14 protein-coding genes and 1 riboswitch are annotated in these 16,567 nt (G+C 67.5%); of the genes, 13 read left to right on the plus strand and 1 reads right to left on the minus strand.

Translation table 11 applies throughout. The features are described 5' to 3' along the window. The first annotated feature begins 57 nt into the window (after positions 1-57). Positions 58-1,443: an MFS transporter gene (locus ACQPW1_RS44235; RefSeq protein WP_433659527.1), complete on the plus strand. Its 1,386-nt coding sequence runs from the start codon at positions 58-60 to the stop codon at positions 1,441-1,443. Continuing rightward, on the plus strand, positions 1,440-2,186 hold the full coding sequence (locus tag ACQPW1_RS44240) for a 3-hydroxybutyrate dehydrogenase (protein WP_433659529.1): 747 nt from the start codon (positions 1,440-1,442) through the stop codon (positions 2,184-2,186). Before ACQPW1_RS44235 ends, ACQPW1_RS44240 begins: the two co-directional genes overlap by 4 nt. Positions 2,187-2,194: 8 nt before the next feature. Here the strand turns inward: ACQPW1_RS44240 and ACQPW1_RS44245 are convergent, their stop codons facing one another. Continuing rightward, complete coding sequence (locus ACQPW1_RS44245) at positions 2,195-2,788, minus strand: SACE_7040 family transcriptional regulator (RefSeq protein ID WP_433659530.1); 594 nt, start codon at positions 2,786-2,788, stop codon at positions 2,195-2,197. A 144-nt stretch (positions 2,789-2,932) separates the two neighbouring features. Here ACQPW1_RS44245 and ACQPW1_RS44250 point away from each other — a divergent pair, with 144 nt between their 5' ends. From ACQPW1_RS44250 to ACQPW1_RS44300, 11 genes are all read left to right on the plus strand, one after another. Then, entirely contained in the window at positions 2,933-4,531 is a 1,599-nt protein-coding gene (locus ACQPW1_RS44250; RefSeq protein ID WP_433659532.1) for a carboxyl transferase domain-containing protein, read from the plus strand. Positions 4,532-4,536: 5 nt separating this feature from the next. Further along, positions 4,537-6,624, plus strand: a complete 2,088-nt coding sequence (locus ACQPW1_RS44255; RefSeq protein WP_433659534.1) for an acetyl/propionyl/methylcrotonyl-CoA carboxylase subunit alpha — start codon at positions 4,537-4,539, stop codon at positions 6,622-6,624. Further along, entirely contained in the window at positions 6,621-7,781 is a 1,161-nt protein-coding gene (locus ACQPW1_RS44260) for an acyl-CoA dehydrogenase family protein (protein ID WP_433659536.1), read from the plus strand. Before ACQPW1_RS44255 ends, ACQPW1_RS44260 begins: the two co-directional genes overlap by 4 nt. Next, positions 7,778-8,278 (plus strand): MaoC family dehydratase, encoded by a 501-nt coding sequence (locus ACQPW1_RS44265; RefSeq protein ID WP_433659538.1) that lies wholly within the window; start codon positions 7,778-7,780, stop codon positions 8,276-8,278. Before ACQPW1_RS44260 ends, ACQPW1_RS44265 begins: the two co-directional genes overlap by 4 nt. Beyond that, on the plus strand, positions 8,275-9,087 hold the full coding sequence (locus tag ACQPW1_RS44270; RefSeq protein WP_433659540.1) for an HpcH/HpaI aldolase/citrate lyase family protein: 813 nt from the start codon (positions 8,275-8,277) through the stop codon (positions 9,085-9,087). The genes ACQPW1_RS44265 and ACQPW1_RS44270 overlap by 4 nt, the downstream gene beginning before the upstream one ends. A 30-nt stretch (positions 9,088-9,117) precedes the next feature. Further along, the gene (locus ACQPW1_RS44275) at positions 9,118-11,064 is read left to right on the plus strand and encodes an acetoacetate--CoA ligase (RefSeq protein WP_433659542.1); all 1,947 of its coding nucleotides are present in this window, start codon (positions 9,118-9,120) and stop codon (positions 11,062-11,064) included. A 94-nt stretch (positions 11,065-11,158) separates the two neighbouring features. Beyond that, positions 11,159-12,196 (plus strand): hypothetical protein, encoded by a 1,038-nt coding sequence (locus ACQPW1_RS44280; protein ID WP_433659543.1) that lies wholly within the window; start codon positions 11,159-11,161, stop codon positions 12,194-12,196. Between the two features lie 109 nt (positions 12,197-12,305). Next, the gene (locus ACQPW1_RS44285; protein WP_433659545.1) at positions 12,306-12,875 is read left to right on the plus strand and encodes a hypothetical protein; all 570 of its coding nucleotides are present in this window, start codon (positions 12,306-12,308) and stop codon (positions 12,873-12,875) included. Between the two features lie 492 nt (positions 12,876-13,367). Next, a riboswitch (M-box (ykoK) riboswitch) is annotated at positions 13,368-13,537 on the minus strand. Positions 13,538-13,669: 132 nt separating this feature from the next. Beyond that, positions 13,670-15,010: a cytochrome P450 gene (locus ACQPW1_RS44290; RefSeq protein ID WP_433659546.1), complete on the plus strand. Its 1,341-nt coding sequence runs from the start codon at positions 13,670-13,672 to the stop codon at positions 15,008-15,010. A 27-nt stretch (positions 15,011-15,037) separates the two neighbouring features. Beyond that, positions 15,038-15,172, plus strand: coding sequence for a hypothetical protein (locus ACQPW1_RS44295; RefSeq protein WP_433659548.1), 135 nt, complete (start codon positions 15,038-15,040; stop codon positions 15,170-15,172). Positions 15,173-15,207: 35 nt separating this feature from the next. Beyond that, complete coding sequence (locus tag ACQPW1_RS44300) at positions 15,208-16,452, plus strand: TetR/AcrR family transcriptional regulator (RefSeq protein WP_433659550.1); 1,245 nt, start codon at positions 15,208-15,210, stop codon at positions 16,450-16,452. Positions 16,453-16,567: the final 115 nt, after the last annotated feature.

Here is a 16,567-nt window from a genome sequence, read left to right on the forward strand (position 1 = left end):
TTGTGGGGGCCATCACATCTACACCCCGATGTGACCCCTGGCACGAAGGAGAGTTCGATGAGCGTGCGCAGTGCTTTGTGGCCAAGCGACCCAGGTGGGGTGCCGACCGGCTTGAGACGGGTGGTCGCCGCGTCGATGGCAGGCACGGTCGTCGAATGGTACGAGTTCTTCCTGTACGGCACCGCCGCGACGCTGGTGTTCAGCAAGGTGTTCTTCGCCAAGGGCACCAGCGATCTGGACGCGATCCTGGCCGCCTTCATCACCTACGCGGTCGGCTTCGCCGCACGCCCCTTGGGCGGCATCGTCTTCGGGCATTTCGGCGACAAGTACGGGCGCAAGAAGCTGCTGCAATTCAGCCTGATCCTGGTCGGCGCCTCGACGTTCCTGATGGGCTGTCTGCCGACGTTCGGTCAGATCGGCTACTGGGCGCCCGCGCTACTGGTCGTGCTGCGCTTCATCCAGGGCTTCGCCGTCGGCGGTGAATGGGGTGGCGCGGTTCTCCTTGTGGCCGAACACAGTCCGAGCCGTAGTCGCGGCTTCTGGGCGAGCTGGCCGCAAGCCGGAGTACCGATGGGAAACCTGCTCGCGACAGTAGTGCTGCTGGTGCTGACCACATGGTTGTCGGACGCGGCCTTCCTCAGTTGGGGTTGGCGCGTGGCCTTCTGGCTGTCCGCGGTGGTCGTGCTCGTCGGCTACTACATCCGCACGAAGGTCACCGACGCCCCCATTTTCGTTGCCACGCAACAGGAATTGGAACAGATCAAGGCGACCTCGCTGAGCGTCGTCGAGGTCCTCAAGCGCTACCCGCGCGGCGTCATCACCGCCATGGGTCTGCGTTTCGGCGAGAACATCCTGTACTACCTGGTGGTCACCTTCACCATCACCTATCTCAAGGTGCAGGTGCACGTCGACACCAAGGTGATTCTCTGGTGGCTGCTCGCCGCACACGCCGTGCATTTCGTGACGGTCCCGCTGGTCGGGCGGCTGTCCGACCGCTTCGGCAGGCGACCGATCTACCTGATCGGTGCGCTCACCGCGGGCACCTGGGGCTTCTTCGCCTTCCCGATGATGGACAGCGGGCACAACGCGGTCATCCTGTTCGCCATCATCATCGGCCTGGTATTCCACGCGTTCATGTACGCGGGCCAGCCCGCGATCATGGCCGAGATGTTCCCGACCCGCATGCGGTATTCCGGTGTGTCCCTTGGTTATCAGGTCACCTCGATCGTGGCCGGTTCGCTCGCGCCAATCATCGCCGTCCGCCTGCTCAACACCTACAAGTCCGCGGTGCCCATCGCGATCTATCTGGCCATCGCCGCGGCGGTCACCGTGGTCGCCGTCTTCTTCGCCCGCGAAACGAAAGGTCTGGACTTGGCAACTATCGATCTCGCCGATGCCGAATACCTGGCAGGCAGGCCCGCCACCCCGGTGGCCGCCAAATGAGTGACTTAGCCGGACGTTCCGCCCTGATCACCGGCGGCGCGAGTGGAATCGGTGCGGCCTGCGCGCGGGAACTCGCCGCGCGGGGTGCGCTGGTCACCATCGCCGACGTCGACGATGTCGGCGCCAAGGCGCTGGCCCGCGAACTCGACGGAAAGTCCTGGGCGGTGGATCTTCTCGACGTCGAGGCGCTGGAAACGCTCGACCTCGAGACGGACATCCTGGTGAACAACGCCGGGGTGCAGAGCATCAACCCGATCGAGGACTTCGCCCCGCAGCAGTTCCGGACCTTGCTCACGCTGATGGTCGAGGCGCCGTTCCTGCTCATCCGCGCCGCCCTGCCCCACATGTACCGGCAAGGCTTCGGCCGGATCATCAATGTCTCGTCGGTGCACGGGATTCGGGCGTCGGAATACAAGTCCGCCTATGTGACGGCCAAGCACGGCCTGGAAGGCCTGTCCAAGGTCACCGCGCTGGAGGGTGGCAGGCACGGCGTCACCAGTAACTGCGTCAGCCCGGGCTATGTCCGAACCCCGTTGGTGGACAAGCAGATCGCCGATCAGGCCAAGGCGCACAACATCCCCGAGCAAGAGGTGCTGGAGAAGATCCTGCTCACCGAGAGCGCGATCAAACGCCTGGTCGAGCCGGAAGAGGTTGCGTCACTGGTTAGTTGGCTCGTCTCGGCCGACGCGGGCATGGTGACCGGCGCCTCCTACACCATGGACGGCGGGTGGAGCGCTCGATGATCGAGCCCTCACCCCAAGGCGGACAGCGCCATTCGGCGCAGGATCGGCCTGGCGCGCACCGCGGTCGCCGTGGTCGCGCTGTGCGGGGTGGAGTTGATCAGTCCGAAGGCGGCGTGGGCCTGCACCCGCGCCGTCTCCTCGGGTAGCCCGGGATGCAGCTCGCGCAGCACCGTGACCCAGATTTCCACGTACTGACGCTGGGTGCGGCGCAGCTCCCGCCGGGCGGTGGTGGGCACGTTCTCGAGATCGCGGTCCTGGATCCGGATCAGGTCCGGATCGCCGAGCGCGAAGTCCAGGTGGAAGTCGACGAGCCCGTCCAGCGCCTCGGCCGCGTCCGCGGTGCGCGCGACTACCGCCTTACCGCCGTCGAGCAGCCGCTGGCTGACGCCGACGAGGAGCTCCACCAGCAACGCTTCCTTGTTCGGGAAATGGCGATACACCGCGGGCCCGCTGATACCGACGGCCGCGCCGAGGTCGTCCAGCCGCATGCCGAGGAACCCCCGGTCGGCGATGAGCCGGGCACCGGCATCGAGGAGTTGTTCCCGCCGCTGCGCCTTCAGCTGTTCACGGCGGGTGAGCGTGACAGGGTCAGTGCTGGTCACACGCGCTCCTTTCGCCCTATCTGGACATCTCGGTTAACCAAGATTAACCTGGATTCCAGTTATCGGCGACTAACTGGCCCGCCCGTCGCCCGACCACCACCCCTCATCGAGTCGCTCCGCGACGCTGACCCCGAGGATCACGTGATGACAGTTACCGAAGAGGCCGTCGACAACCGAGTCGCCCACAAGGCGCTGGTGGACGACCTGAGCGCCCGGCTCTCCGCCGCAGCGCTCGGCGGCCCCGTGAAAGCACGGGACCGTCACGTGGCGCGCGGCAAGCTGCTGCCGCGCCAGCGGGTGGACCAACTGCTCGACCCGGGCAGCCCATTCCTCGAACTCTCCCCACTCGCCGCGACCGGGATGTACGGCGACGAATCCCCCGGCGCCGGGATCATCACCGGCATCGGGCGGGTGTCCGGCCGCGAGTGCGTGATCGTGGCCAACGACGCCACCGTCAAGGGCGGCACCTACTACCCGATGACGGTGAAGAAGCATCTGCGCGCCCAGGAGATCGCGCTGCAGAATCAGCTGCCGTGTCTGTATCTCGTCGATTCCGGCGGCGCCTACCTGCCCGAGCAGGACGAGGTGTTCCCCGACCGGGAGCACTTCGGACGCATCTTCTACAACCAGGCGACCATGAGCGCCAAGGGAATTCCGCAGATCGCCGCGGTGCTCGGCTCCTGCACAGCGGGCGGCGCGTACGTGCCGGCGATGAGCGACGAGGCGGTGATCGTGCGCAATCAGGGCACCATCTTCCTCGGCGGACCGCCGCTGGTGAAGGCCGCGACCGGCGAGGTGGTTACCGCGGAGGAGCTCGGCGGTGGCGAACTGCATTCGCGCACTTCGGGTGTCACGGATCATCTGGCCGAGGACGATCAGGACGCGCTGCGCATCGTGCGCCGCATCGTCGCGACCCTCGGCCCGCGTCCGGCGAGTCCGTGGGCGATCCTTCCGCCGGTGGCGCCCGCCGCACCCGAATCCGAGTTGTACGACGTGGTGCCGGTCGACCTGCGCACCCCGTACGACGTCCGCGAGGTGATTCATCGCCTGGTCGACGGTGACCCGCACGGGGACAGCGCCTTCCACGAGTTCAAGGCCGAGTACGGCAAGACCCTGGTCACCGGTTTCGCGTATATCCACGGCCACCCGGTCGGCATCGTCGCCAACAATGGCGTGCTGTTCAGCGAATCCGCCATGAAGGGCGCGCATTTCATCGAGCTGTGCGACAAGCGCAAGATCCCGCTGCTGTTCCTGCAGAACATCACCGGCTTCATGGTCGGCCGCGACTACGAGGCGGGCGGCATCGCCAAGCACGGCGCCAAGATGGTCACCGCGGTGGCCTGCGCGCGGGTGCCGAAGCTGACCGTGGTGATCGGCGGATCGTATGGCGCGGGCAACTACTCGATGTGCGGGCGCGCGTATTCGCCACGTTTCCTGTGGATGTGGCCCAATGCCCGAATCTCGGTGATGGGCGGCGAGCAGGCGGCCTCCGTCTTGTCGACGGTGCGCGGCGATCAGCTCGACAGCTCGGGGCAGCCGTGGTCGGCCGAGGACGAAGAAACGTTCAAGGCGCCGATCCGCGACCAGTACGAGAGCCAGGGCAATCCCTACTACTCGACGGCTCGCCTGTGGGATGACGGCGTGATCGATCCCGCGGACACGAGAACCGTCCTCGGACTTGCCCTTTCGGTGTGCGCGCAGGCGCCGCTCGAACCCGTTTCCTACGGCGTCTTCCGGATGTGAGTGTGATGCTGAACAAGTCCCATCCCGTCGGGTTCGACACCGTTCTGGTAGCCAACCGTGGCGAGATCGCGGTGCGGGTCATCCGCACCTTGCGCGCCATGGGAATTCGCTCGGTGGCGGTCTATAGCGATGCCGACGCCGACGCCAGGCATGTGCACGAGGCCGACACCGCGGTGCGGCTGGGCCCGGCCCTCGCGCGCGAAAGTTACCTCGCGATAGACAAAGTGGTGGCCGCTGCCGTGCGCACCGGCGCGCAAGCCGTGCATCCTGGATACGGATTCCTTTCCGAGAACGCCGCTTTCGCTGCGGCGCTCGCGGACGCGGGCGTCGTCTTCCTCGGACCGCCTGCCCGCGCCATCGAGGTGATGGGCGACAAGATCGCGGCGAAGAACACCGTCTCCGCCTTCAACGTCCCGGTCGTGCCCGGCATCGCCAGGCCTGGCCTGACCGACGCCGACCTGATCGACGCGGCGCGCGAGGTCGGCTACCCGGTGCTGGTCAAGCCCTCGGCCGGTGGTGGCGGCAAGGGCATGCGGTTCGTCGAGGACCCCGCGCAGCTGCCGGAAGCGCTGCTCAGCGCGCGCCGCGAGGCCGCCTCCGCGTTCGGTGACGACACCCTGTTCCTGGAACGCTTCGTCACCCGCCCGCGGCACATCGAGGTACAGGTCCTCGCCGACCAGTTCGGCAACGTGCTGCACCTCGGCGAACGCGAATGCAGCCTGCAGCGCAGGCACCAGAAGGTGATCGAGGAGGCGCCGTCGCCGCTGCTCGATGCGGCGACCCGGGCCAGGATCGGCGCGGCCGCCTGCAACACCGCGCGCAGCGTCGACTACGTCGGCGCGGGCACCGTCGAGTTCATCGTCTCCGCCGACCGGCCGGACGAGTTCTTCTTCATGGAGATGAATACCCGCCTGCAGGTGGAACATCCGGTCACCGAGCTGGTCACCGGCGTCGATCTGGTGGAGTGCCAGGTCCGGGTCGCGGCCGGGCAGAAGCTCGCGGTGGAGCAGCACGAGATCCGGATGATCGGGCACGCCATCGAGGCCAGGGTGTACGCCGAGGATCCCGGTCGCGGCTTCCTGCCCACCGGCGGCACGGTGCTCGACCTGTCCGAGCCCGAAGGCAGTGGGGTCCGGGTGGATTCGGGCCTGCGCGTCGGGACCGTGGTCGGCAGCGACTACGACCCGATGCTGTCGAAGGTCATCGCGCACGGCGCCGACCGGACCGCCGCGATCGCGAAACTCGATCGGGCACTGGGCGATACGGTGCTGCTCGGAGTCACCAGCAATATCGAGTTCCTGCGCTTCCTGCTCGCCGACCCGAATGTCGCGGCGGGACACCTGGATACCGGACTGCTGGATCGCCGGGTCGCCGACTTCCACCCCGCCCCGGTCGACGACGAGATGTTCCTGGCCGCCGCCACCTACCGCTGGCTGCGGCGCTGGCCGACCACACAGAGCGATCCCTGGCACGTCCCCTCCGGCTGGCGCATCGGCAATGCCGCGCCGACCTCGATCCGACTGGCCGGGGGTGATCGGATCGAGCACGTCTACCTCACCGGCACACCTACAGACGCGACGGCCCGCATCGACGAGGGCGAATCCACTTCGATCACAGCCGATTTCGACGACCACGTGCTGACGCTGACACTCGACGGCATCCGCCGCGAATACCGGGTCGCCGAATACGACGGGCAACTGTGGCTGGCCGGCCCCACCGGCATCGCCATGCTGCGCGAGGTCCCAGAGGCCGGCGTGCGTGGCACGACCGAACACGTCGGTGACGCCGAAATCAAGAGCCCCATGCCGGGTTCGGTCATCGCGGTGCAGGCCGACACCGGCACCACCGTCACCGCGGGCGCCCCCGTCGTCATCGTGGAGGCGATGAAGATGGAGCACTCGCTCACCGCACCGATCGCCGGCACCGTCGAAATCCTGGTGACACCCGGCACCCAGGTCCGCCTCGATCAAGTACTTGCCCGCATTATCGCGGCGCCTGCCGCCGAAACGCCGCCGTCGCAACCGGATTCTGGCGTGCACCGCAACGCCGAGGAAAACTCGAATACCGCCGAGCGAGAAGGAAACCCAGTATGACCGACTTCCTGTCCACCGGCGCGCTGCCGCAGGAGTACCGCGACCTCGCCATGACCGTGCGCGATTTCGCGCGGACGGTGGTCGCCCCGGTGGCCGCCGAGCACGACGCGAAGCACACCTTCCCGTACGAGGTGGTCGCGGGCATGGCCGAGATGGGCCTGTTCGGCCTGCCGTTCCCCGAGGAGTACGGCGGCATGGGCGGCGACTACTTCGCGCTGTGCCTGGCGCTGGAGGAACTCGGCAAGATCGACCAGAGCGTGGCCATCACCCTGGAAGCCGGTGTCTCCCTGGGCGCGATGCCCATCTTCCGCTACGGCAACGACAAGCAGAAGCAGGAATGGTTGCCGCAGTTGACGAGTGGGCGCTCGCTCGCCGCGTTCGGGCTCACCGAACCGGGTGCGGGCAGCGACGCGGGCGGGACCAAGACCACCGCGATCGTCGACAGCGGTGACTGGGTGATCAACGGCAGCAAGCAGTTCATCACCAACTCCGGCACCGACATCACCACGCTGGTCACGGTGACGGCGGTGACCGGCCAGCAGGGCGGCAAGAAGGAGATCTCCACCATCCTGGTGCCCACCGACACACCCGGCTTCGTCGCCGAACCCGCCTACAACAAGGTCGGCTGGAACGCCTCGGACACCCACCCGCTCAGCTTCACCGACGTCCGCGTGCCCGAGGAGAACCTGCTCGGCGAGCGCGGCCGCGGCTACGCGAACTTCCTGCGCATCCTGGACGAGGGCCGCATCGCCATCGCCGCGCTCGCGGTCGGCGCCGCCCAGGGCTGCGTCGACGAGAGCGTGCGCTACGCCAAGGAACGCGAGGCGTTCGGCCAGGTCATCGGCCGCAATCAGGCCATCGCCTTCAAGATCGGCCGGATGGAAGCGCGTGCTCACACGGCCCGCACCGCCTACTATGACGCCGCAGCACTGATGCTGGCGGGCAAGCCGTTCAAGAAGCAGGCGTCCATCGCCAAACTGGTGGCCAGCGAGGCGGCCATGGACAATTCTCGCGACGCCACCCAGATCTTCGGCGGCTACGGCTTCATGAACGAATACCCGGTAGCCCGGCACTACCGGGACAGCAAGATCCTCGAAATCGGTGAGGGCACAACGGAGGTGCAGTTGATGCTGATCGGACGGGAGCTCGGACTGTGACCGAAACCGACAACTTGCGCAGGGTCGTGCAGACCGGCATGTGGTTCGAGGAGCTCGAGACCGATGTGCGGTACGAGCACCGGCCGGGCCGCACCATGACCGAGACCGACAACGTGCTGTTCAGCACGCTGACCATGAATCCACAAGGGCTGCACATCGATGCGGCCTACAGCGAGGCCCAGGAGCCGTTCCATCAGCGCCTGGTCAACTCGCTGTTCACCCTCGGCACCATGGTCGGCCTCGCGGTGGCGCACCTGACCCAGGGCACCACCGTCGCCAACCTGGGCTTCACCGAGGTGAAGTTCCCGGCGCCGCTGTTCCACGGCGACACCGTCTACGCCGAAACCGTCGTGCTGGACAAGCGGGTGTCGAAGAGCAGGCCCGGCGAGGGCATCGTCACCTTCCGCCACACCGCGCGCAACCAGCACGGCACCGTCGTGGCGGTCGCGGTACGCAACGCGATGATCCGCCTACGACCCGAGTCCGGACAGCCATGACGTGGGCGATGCCGGGACCGGCGTGGTTGTTCTGCCCGGCGGACCGGCCGGAACGCTATGAAAAGGCCGCCGCGGCAGCCGATGTGGTGATCCTCGACCTCGAGGACGGCGTCGCCGCCGGGGACAAGGCGGCGGCGCGTAAGGCGCTGGTCGAGACACCGCTGGATCCCGAGACCACGGTGGTCCGGGTCAACGCCGTCGGCACCGACGAGCACGCCCTCGATCTCGCCACGCTGACCGACACCCGGTACCGGCGCATCATGCTGCCGAAATGCGAATCGGCCGAACAGATCACGGCACTGGCCGAGTACGAGGTGATCGCGCTGATCGAATCGCCGCTCGGCGCACTCACGGTCGGCACCGCGCTGACGGCGAGCAATGCGATCGGCGTGATGTGGGGCGCCGAGGACCTCGTCGCCGGGCTCGGCGGCAAGTCGAGCAGGCACGCCGACGGCAGCTATCGCGATGTGGCGCGCCATGTTCGGTCCACCTCGCTGCTCGCGGCCAAGGCGTACGGGAAGTTCGCGCTCGACTCGGTGTATCTCGACATCCGTGATCTCGACGGTCTGCGCGCCGAGTCGCTGGACGCGGTCGCCGTCGGATTCGACGCCAAGGTCGCCATCCATCCCAGTCAGGTCGCGGTCATTCGCGCGGCGTACGCGCCGTCGGCGGCGGAGATCGACTGGGCCAGCAGGGTACTCGAAGAGGTACCTAAGCATCGTGGCGTGTTCGCCTTCGAGGGCCGCATGGTCGACGCCCCCGTCTTGCGGCATGCCGAGCAGATCGTGCGGCGCGCCGAGCGCGCCTGACCACCAGTTCGAACAGCCAGGAGGAACGCGGTGCAACCACAGTGGGTGCCGACCGAGCAGGATATCGCCGACGCCAGGATCACCGACTTCGCGAAGTTCGTCGAAGCGCGCACCGGCGTAGCGACATCCGACTACCACGAACTGTGGCAGTGGTCCGTCGATGAACTCGCCGACTTCTGGCACGCGGTCTGGGACTACTTCGAGCTCGGAAACGTCGCGGGCGACGTACTGGCCAGCGCGGAAATGCCGGGCGCACAGTGGTTTCCCGGCACCCGGCTGAACTACGTCGATCAGATCGTCCGCCAGTTCCGCTCCGACCGCCCGGCGATCATCGCGGCTTCCGAGGACACACCGCTGCGCGAGGTGTCCTGGGCCGAATTGATCGACAACACAGCGGCATTCACGCAGACGCTGCGTTCCTTGGGTGTGCAGGCAGGCGATCGGGTCGCGGGCTACCTGCCCAACATCCCGGAGGCGGTCGTCGCGTTCCTGGCGACCGCGAGCATCGGCGCGATCTGGAGCGCCTGCGGCCAGGACTACTCGGCCAAGGCCGCGCTGGATCGGCTCGGCCAACTCGAACCCACCGTGCTGATCACCGCGGACGGCTACCGGTTCGGCGGCAAGGCCCATGACAAGCGCGACGACATCGCCACGCTGCAAGCGGGTCTCGGCACGCTGCGCGCCACCATCGCCGTTTCCCAACTCGGCCTCGACGTTCCGGACGCGACGCCATGGCGCGACGCGATCAGCTACGACGAGGCCGCGCCCGCCGTGATCACCACGGCGGCAGTCGATTTCGATCATCCGCTGTGGATCGTGTTCTCCTCCGGCACCACCGGCCTGCCGAAGGGCATCGTGCACGGGCACGGCGGGGTGCTGCTGGAACACCTCAAAGCCATTGCCCTGCAATCCGATATCGGCGTCGACGACACCTTCTTCTGGTACACCAGCCCGAGCTGGATGATGTGGAACTTCCAGGTCTCCGGTCTGCTGGTCGGCGCGACCATCGTCTGTTACGACGGCAGCCCCACCCATCCGGCGACGGATGGGTTGTGGCGCATCGCCGCCGAGACCCGGACAACGGTGCTCGGCACCAGTCCCGGCTACGTGCTGGCCTGCATCAAAGCGGGCGTCGTGCCGCGCAGCGAGCACGACCTGTCCGCGCTGCGCTCGGTCGGCATCTCCGGTTCGGCGCTGCCGACCTCGTCGGCCCTCTGGTTGACCGAGAACGCCGGTGACGGCGCCCAGATCAACTCGATCAGCGGCGGCACCGACGTGGTGTCCGCCTTCGTCGGCGGCTCCCGCATGGTGCCCGCCTGGCCGGGCGAGCTGTCGACCCGCTTCCTCGGCACGGCGCTCGACGCCTTCGACGGCACCGGGCAGCCGGTCCGGGACGAGGTCGGCGAGCTGGTGATCACCAAGCCGATGCCGTCCATGCCGGTCAGCTTCTGGAACGACCCGGACGGAAAGCGTTATCACGACGCCTATTTCGACATGTATCCCGGCGTGTGGCGGCACGGCGACTGGATCACCATCACCGACCGCAACACCGTCCTCGTGCACGGCCGCTCCGACTCCACCCTCAACCGGCACGGCATCCGGATGGGCAGCGCCGACATCTACCAGTCCGTCGAAGGCCTCCCCGAGATCGCCGAGGCCCTGGTCATCGGTGCCGAACAACCGGACGGCGGCTACTGGATGCCGCTGTTCGTCGTGCTCGCGCCGGGCGCCGAACTCACCGAGGAGCTCAAGACCCGCATCAGCACCCTCATCCGCACCGAGGTCTCCCCGCGCCACGTACCCGACGAGATCCTGGTCGCCCCCGGTATTCCGCACACCAGGACGGGTAAGAAGCTCGAGGTCCCGATCAAGAAGCTGTTCCAGGGCGCCGAGGCGGACCGGGTCGTCGAACGCAGCGCCGTCGACAACCCGGACCTGCTGGACTGGTACGCCGCCGTCCGCCCCGCCACTTCCTGAGCCGGGCGGGCCGGTTTTCCGCTGTTCCGGGTGTTCATCAGGACGCCCGGGTTTACAGTCATCGATGCAGGTCGGGGTATCGAGGAGGACGGCCATGCCACAGCGGATCTCATCGCGTTTCCGGTTGCGCACCGCGCTCGGGGACCTCGCCACCAGGGACGGCTGGATCACCGCCGTGCCCGCGACCATCGGCTGGCTCCGGCTACAGGAACTACACGCCAGGGCGGCCGGCGGCGGACCGGGCTGCCTGCTGGCCGAGGTCGTCGAACTCACCCCGGAGCAGGCGAAGACGATTTATCACAACGACGTCGGCGCCGCGCTCGGGCAAATGGTCGCCGCGCCCGCGGCGGGCCGGTTGACGTTCTTCGCCTCGCTGCTCGACCATGTCCAGTCCACCGGCACGCTGCGCGGCCTGGAATCCCCCTATCTGTTCGGCCTCGAAGAGGCCAAACGCAGCAACGACACCGCGCTGCTCGGTCGTGCCGAAAACATCTGGCAGGCACTGTGGTCCGCGAGCCCGGACGCACCGGTGGCCACGGCGGTGAACGGTGCGCTGCTGCTCGATCCCGAGACCAATGTGGCGACGATCCTGAACGACGACGATCTCACCGCGCTGGCACCGGGCGGAACATACGCGTCGTTGATGTTCGGTTCGGGCCGAGAGGTCTCGGCCGCGGGCAGTCTCGTCTCGCGCAACGCGAGCCATGCCGCGGGGCTCTTCGACATCGACGGCTGGCGGCTCACCATGATCGTCATCGGCGCTATCGGCGGCGCGGTCGTAGGCGGTCTCGTTGCCATCGCCTTGGCACCGGAGGTCGGCGCACCGCCGGTCTACTTCATGCTGTTCGGCACGCCCGTCATCCATACGGTGCTGACGACGGCGAGCTGGACCGCCGCCATCACCGGCATTGCTCGGCGGGCTCACCGCAGCCGCCATCGCGGATTACCAGGGGCACGGCATGCTGGAGGACAGCGACAGAACCGGCTACGCGCTCCGGACCGGAACCAGCAGCACCCGCACCACCGATCACGGAACCGACTGGCACGACATCGAGTACCCCGAGCACACCGGGACGACCGACCTCGGCGAACAGAACATCCCGCAGTCGACCACCACGAGCGGAACCGGTGACGGCTACGAGACACTCGACGCCGGTCGTCGACGTCGCGTCCGTGATCGGAACGCCGAACCGGCGTTCCAACTGCACGTCGTCATCGTCGGCAGTTATCGAGCCGACCCGGTGACCGGCCGGCCCATCGGGCCCGACCTGCTCCATCCGGATGGTCCGGACCACCCGAACGGACCGCACGGGGCAAATCACCCCGATCAGCCGAATCGCCCTGACCAGCCGAACGAGCCCGACCGGCCCGACGAGCCGAATCATCCTGACAACAAAGGAAATAACGAAAACAACGGCGATAACGGCGATAACGGCGATAACGGCAACGACGGAAACAACGGCCGCAATAACAACGGCGGCGACGGCCCCGGCGAAACCGGTTTGCCCGCAGACGAATACGGCAGCGTGTTCCCCACCGGCCACCCGCTCGGCTGGATCACCGACGCGGACCCGGACAGCCGACGCAGCGTCGGTATGCTCCGCATACGCACACCCTCCTGGCCGACGGGAGCCGGCTTGGAGAGCCTCGTCATCCCCGTCGGCACCGAAGCCGGTGAATCCACCACCTACCTCCTGACCGCCCTCCCCCGCATCGAACTCGACGCGACTGGGAAGCTCACCGCGTCGGCGGGGTACCTCGGTATCGACGAAAGAGTCACCACCGCACTGAAACTCTTCAACTCCCGATAACAGGCATCCCGCCGCCGGAGTGATCGATCGGTAGTACGGATGCCCGCCCATGGAAGCCGTGAAGATGGCCGCCCGGGCGGCGCGGGCCTCGGCTAGGTTGTGGTGCTCTTCGGGGGTGAGCCGGTACCGGGCCAGGACTCGGCGGGCCGAGTGGACCAGCGCGGGCCATACCGGTAGCTCACGCGGAAATGCGAACGTCATGACGGACTCCTTCAAGGAAAGGCCCACCACCACAACCGATTTCGGACACGACCGAACGCCCGAGGCGCTCGATATCCGGGCACGGTAGTGCCCGGTAGGTCGAAAGGCTTCGGGTTCAGTCGGTCACACGGCAGCAGCGGGCCGGGAACGAGTGGGATGTCGAATCCGTACTCGGATACGGACTATCGCCTGACTTCATGTCCCTCACCTCCTTGCCGCCGAGACGCGCGCGCGTCGTGAATACAGTGTCGGACCACGCGAGGCAGGGGGACGCCGACCGAAACGGCCCGGCGGGCACCCCTCTCGTCAGAGCTTCGGCACTGCACGACGTATCCCGTATCGGGAAGCCACCTGGGATCGCCCCTTAATCCGAAGCGATCTGTCCTGATCCTGGGCGTCTCTCGACGTCGTCGGATCAGTGGCCTGTGTTCGCGCAGGAGCCTCGCCTAGCGAGGTGCTGACCGCCTCAGCATGGCTGCTCAGCGATACCGCGTCAAGTACGGTTGATTACCTGCTGCGTCATAGACCCAGCCGCCGATGTCTCATAACGTGGGGTGAAACAGGTTCGTCCCATACCCAGTGGAGGTGGCACCGTGGCCGCACCCGACGTCCGAGCGCGCGACGAGGCGGCTGCCTATCCGCCGGGTTCGCGACTGCCCGCCATCGTGCAGAGCATCCTGTTCCAGGTCGATCGGCAGCGATTCGTGCCCGCCCTGGCGCGCCGGTACGGCGACGTCTTCACACTGCGGATCCCGCCGTTCGCCGACCACGCGGTGATCTTCTCCCGCCCGGAGCACATCAAGGAGATCTTCGCGGGCAACCCGCGCGACCTGCACGCGGGCGAGGGCAACCAGATCCTCGGCTACGTCATGGGCCAGCACTCCCTGCTGCTCACCGACGAGGACGAACACGCACGCGCCAGACGGCTGCTGATGCCCGCCTTCAACGGCTCGGCGCTGCGCGCCTACCGCGACCTGGTCGCCGAGATCGCCGTCGCCGAGATCGACCGCTGGACAACGGATTCCACGCTGATGACGCTCGACCGAATGAACGCGCTCACGCTCGAGGTGATCATCCAGGTGGTCTTCGGGGTCACCGACGCGCAGACCCGCACCGAGCTCGCGCCGCGACTCCGGCAGATCGTGCACATGAATCCGCTGGTGTTCCTCGGCTCCAAGTCGACCCTGCTCGGCCGCATCGGCCCGTGGAAGCGGTTCGCCGACAACCTGCACGCCGTCGACGCCCTGCTCTACGCCGAGATCGCGAGCCGACGCCACGCGCCCGACCTGGCCGAGCGCACCGACGTGCTGTCCCGGCTGCTGCACGCGGGTTCCGACGACGATGCCGACCCGCCGCTCACCGATGCCGAACTGCGCGATCAGCTCATCACCCTGCTGCTCGCGGGCCATGAGACGACCGCGTCGGCGCTGTCCTGGGCGCTGTACGAGATCGCCGCGCACCCCGACATTCAGGAGGCGGCCTTCGACGCCGCGCACAGCGGCGACGACAAGTACCTCGAGGCCGTCATGAAGGAAGCGATGCGGCTGCACGTCGTCATCAACGGCGCCAATCGAAAGCTCACCAAGGACATGACAATCGGCGGCAGACGACTGCCCGCGGGCACGGTGGTGAACACCTCGATCCTGCTCGCGCACCGCAGCCCCGACAACTATCCCGACATCGCCGTCTTCCGGCCGGACCGCTTCCTCGCGGGCGAGGTGGCGCCGAACACCTGGCTGCCCTTCGGCGGTGGGGTCAGGCGCTGCATCGGTGCGGGCTTCTCGCTCATGGAGGGCACCGCGGTATTGCGGGAAATCCTTGTGCGGCTTTCTCTTTCGCTACCCGACGGCGCGGCGCCGGAACGCGGGAAGACCCGGAACATCACGACGATCCCCCGGGGCAAGGCGCGACTGGTCATCACGCCGCGCAGCTGACCAGGCCGCGCGGGGAACGGATCGACTGTGGCGACCCTCACCCGCCGTGACCTGCGCCTACAGGTCGGGGCGACGCCTGTCGCCTTCCGCCAGGTCCGGCGCCGATTCCGGGTGACCTGGGGCACCCGGCCGGTACAGCGGGCCGCCCGCACCGAGCCGTAGCCCGTCTCACCAGCCCTGATCAGTACGATGTCCGCATGAGTGTCGACAATCGCCGTACGGCGCGGAAGGCGAGCACCGGCGACTCGGCACCCCGGGAGGTCCGGCGCAGGCCGAAGAATCGACGGGCCCAGATCGCCGCGGCCTCGGCCGCCGCGTTCGGCGCGCTGGGCTACCACGGCGTGAGCATGGAGGACATCGCCACCGGTCTCGGCATCAGTTCGGCCGCGCTGTACCGCCACTACCCGAGCAAGTACGCGCTGTTCCGCGAGGAATTGCTGCGGGTCGGCCGGGCCATGACCGAGGCGGTCGAGCTGCCCGAGGAGGCCGCCGCGTGGTCGCCCGAGCGGCGGCTGCGACACGTGCTCGACGCGCTCATTGCCGTCACGATCGAGAACCGGCCGACCATCACCCTGGTGCGCTGGGAGGGCCGCTACCTCGAGCCCGACGATCTGACGCTGCTGAACGACCAGCAGTTCGCCGTGCTCGGCGCGCTCGGCACCCAGCTCGCCGAGCTGCGGCCGGAGCTGACCGAGGACGACACCCGGGTGCTCCGCATGGCGCTGCTGAGCACGATCACCAGCATCGCCGACCATCACGCCACCCTCCCGGCGAAATCCCTTGCCCGACTGTTGAGTTCGGCGTGCCAGCTGCTCATCGGCACCCAGCTGCCCGCGGAGCAGCACGCCGAGCCGCTGCAGGTGGTCGAGATCCCGGACTCGTTCAAACACGAACTGCTGCTGCGCAAAGCGGTGGAGCTGTTCCACGAGCGCGGGTATCCCAATGTCAGCGTGGAGGACATCGCCACCGCCGCAGGACTTTCCGCCGCTTCGGCGGTATACCGGTTCTATCGCGGCAAGAGCGACCTGCTCGCCGCGGCGTTTCGCCGTGCCGCGGAACGGGTTTCGGGCGCGGTCGGCCCGGCGGTGGCGACCGCGGCCAGCCCGGAGGGCGCCCTGACCACGCTGATCGACCAGTACGTCGCCGGTTCGTTCGCCGAGCGCGCGCTGACCTACGTGTATTTCACGGAGTTCCAGCATGTTCCGGTGGAGGAACGCACGGTGCTGCGAAACATCCAGCGGCTCAGCGTCGAAGAGTGGGCGCGCCTGCTGCGCGAAGTACGGCCGGAGCTTTCGCCCGCCGAGGCGCGCTTCCTCATCCACGCCGCGTTCGCGTTGGTGGTGGACCTCGGCCGCGCGTTCGACAACCAGCCGATGGCGGCGCAGTGCCGGGTGCGGTTGTTGATGCAGCTGGTTCTGTTCGGTCGTCCCGCAGCGGCGTAGACACCGGGACAGACGAGCACGACCGGAGTACCGACCGGTCGCTTATGTTAAGCGGTATTCCACATCCTTGAAGCCGAATAGCTGAAGGTAGCGGGTTAAATCATACTCTCATTGT

Source organism: Nocardia sp. CA-128927, assembly GCF_050955855.1.
Lineage (GTDB): Bacteria > Actinomycetota > Actinomycetes > Mycobacteriales > Mycobacteriaceae > Nocardia.

Coding starts and splice junctions, on each gene's coding strand:
- ACQPW1_RS44235 (WP_433659527.1), top strand. CDS start 58: ATGAGCGTGCGCAGTGCTTTGTGGCCAAGCGACCCAGGTGGGGTGCCG.
- ACQPW1_RS44240 (WP_433659529.1), top strand. CDS start 1,440: ATGAGTGACTTAGCCGGACGTTCCGCCCTGATCACCGGCGGCGCGAGT.
- ACQPW1_RS44250 (WP_433659532.1), top strand. CDS start 2,933: ATGACAGTTACCGAAGAGGCCGTCGACAACCGAGTCGCCCACAAGGCG.
- ACQPW1_RS44255 (WP_433659534.1), top strand. CDS start 4,537: ATGCTGAACAAGTCCCATCCCGTCGGGTTCGACACCGTTCTGGTAGCC.
- ACQPW1_RS44260 (WP_433659536.1), top strand. CDS start 6,621: ATGACCGACTTCCTGTCCACCGGCGCGCTGCCGCAGGAGTACCGCGAC.
- ACQPW1_RS44270 (WP_433659540.1), top strand. CDS start 8,275: ATGACGTGGGCGATGCCGGGACCGGCGTGGTTGTTCTGCCCGGCGGAC.
- ACQPW1_RS44280 (WP_433659543.1), top strand. CDS start 11,159: ATGCCACAGCGGATCTCATCGCGTTTCCGGTTGCGCACCGCGCTCGGG.
- ACQPW1_RS44300 (WP_433659550.1), top strand. CDS start 15,208: ATGAGTGTCGACAATCGCCGTACGGCGCGGAAGGCGAGCACCGGCGAC.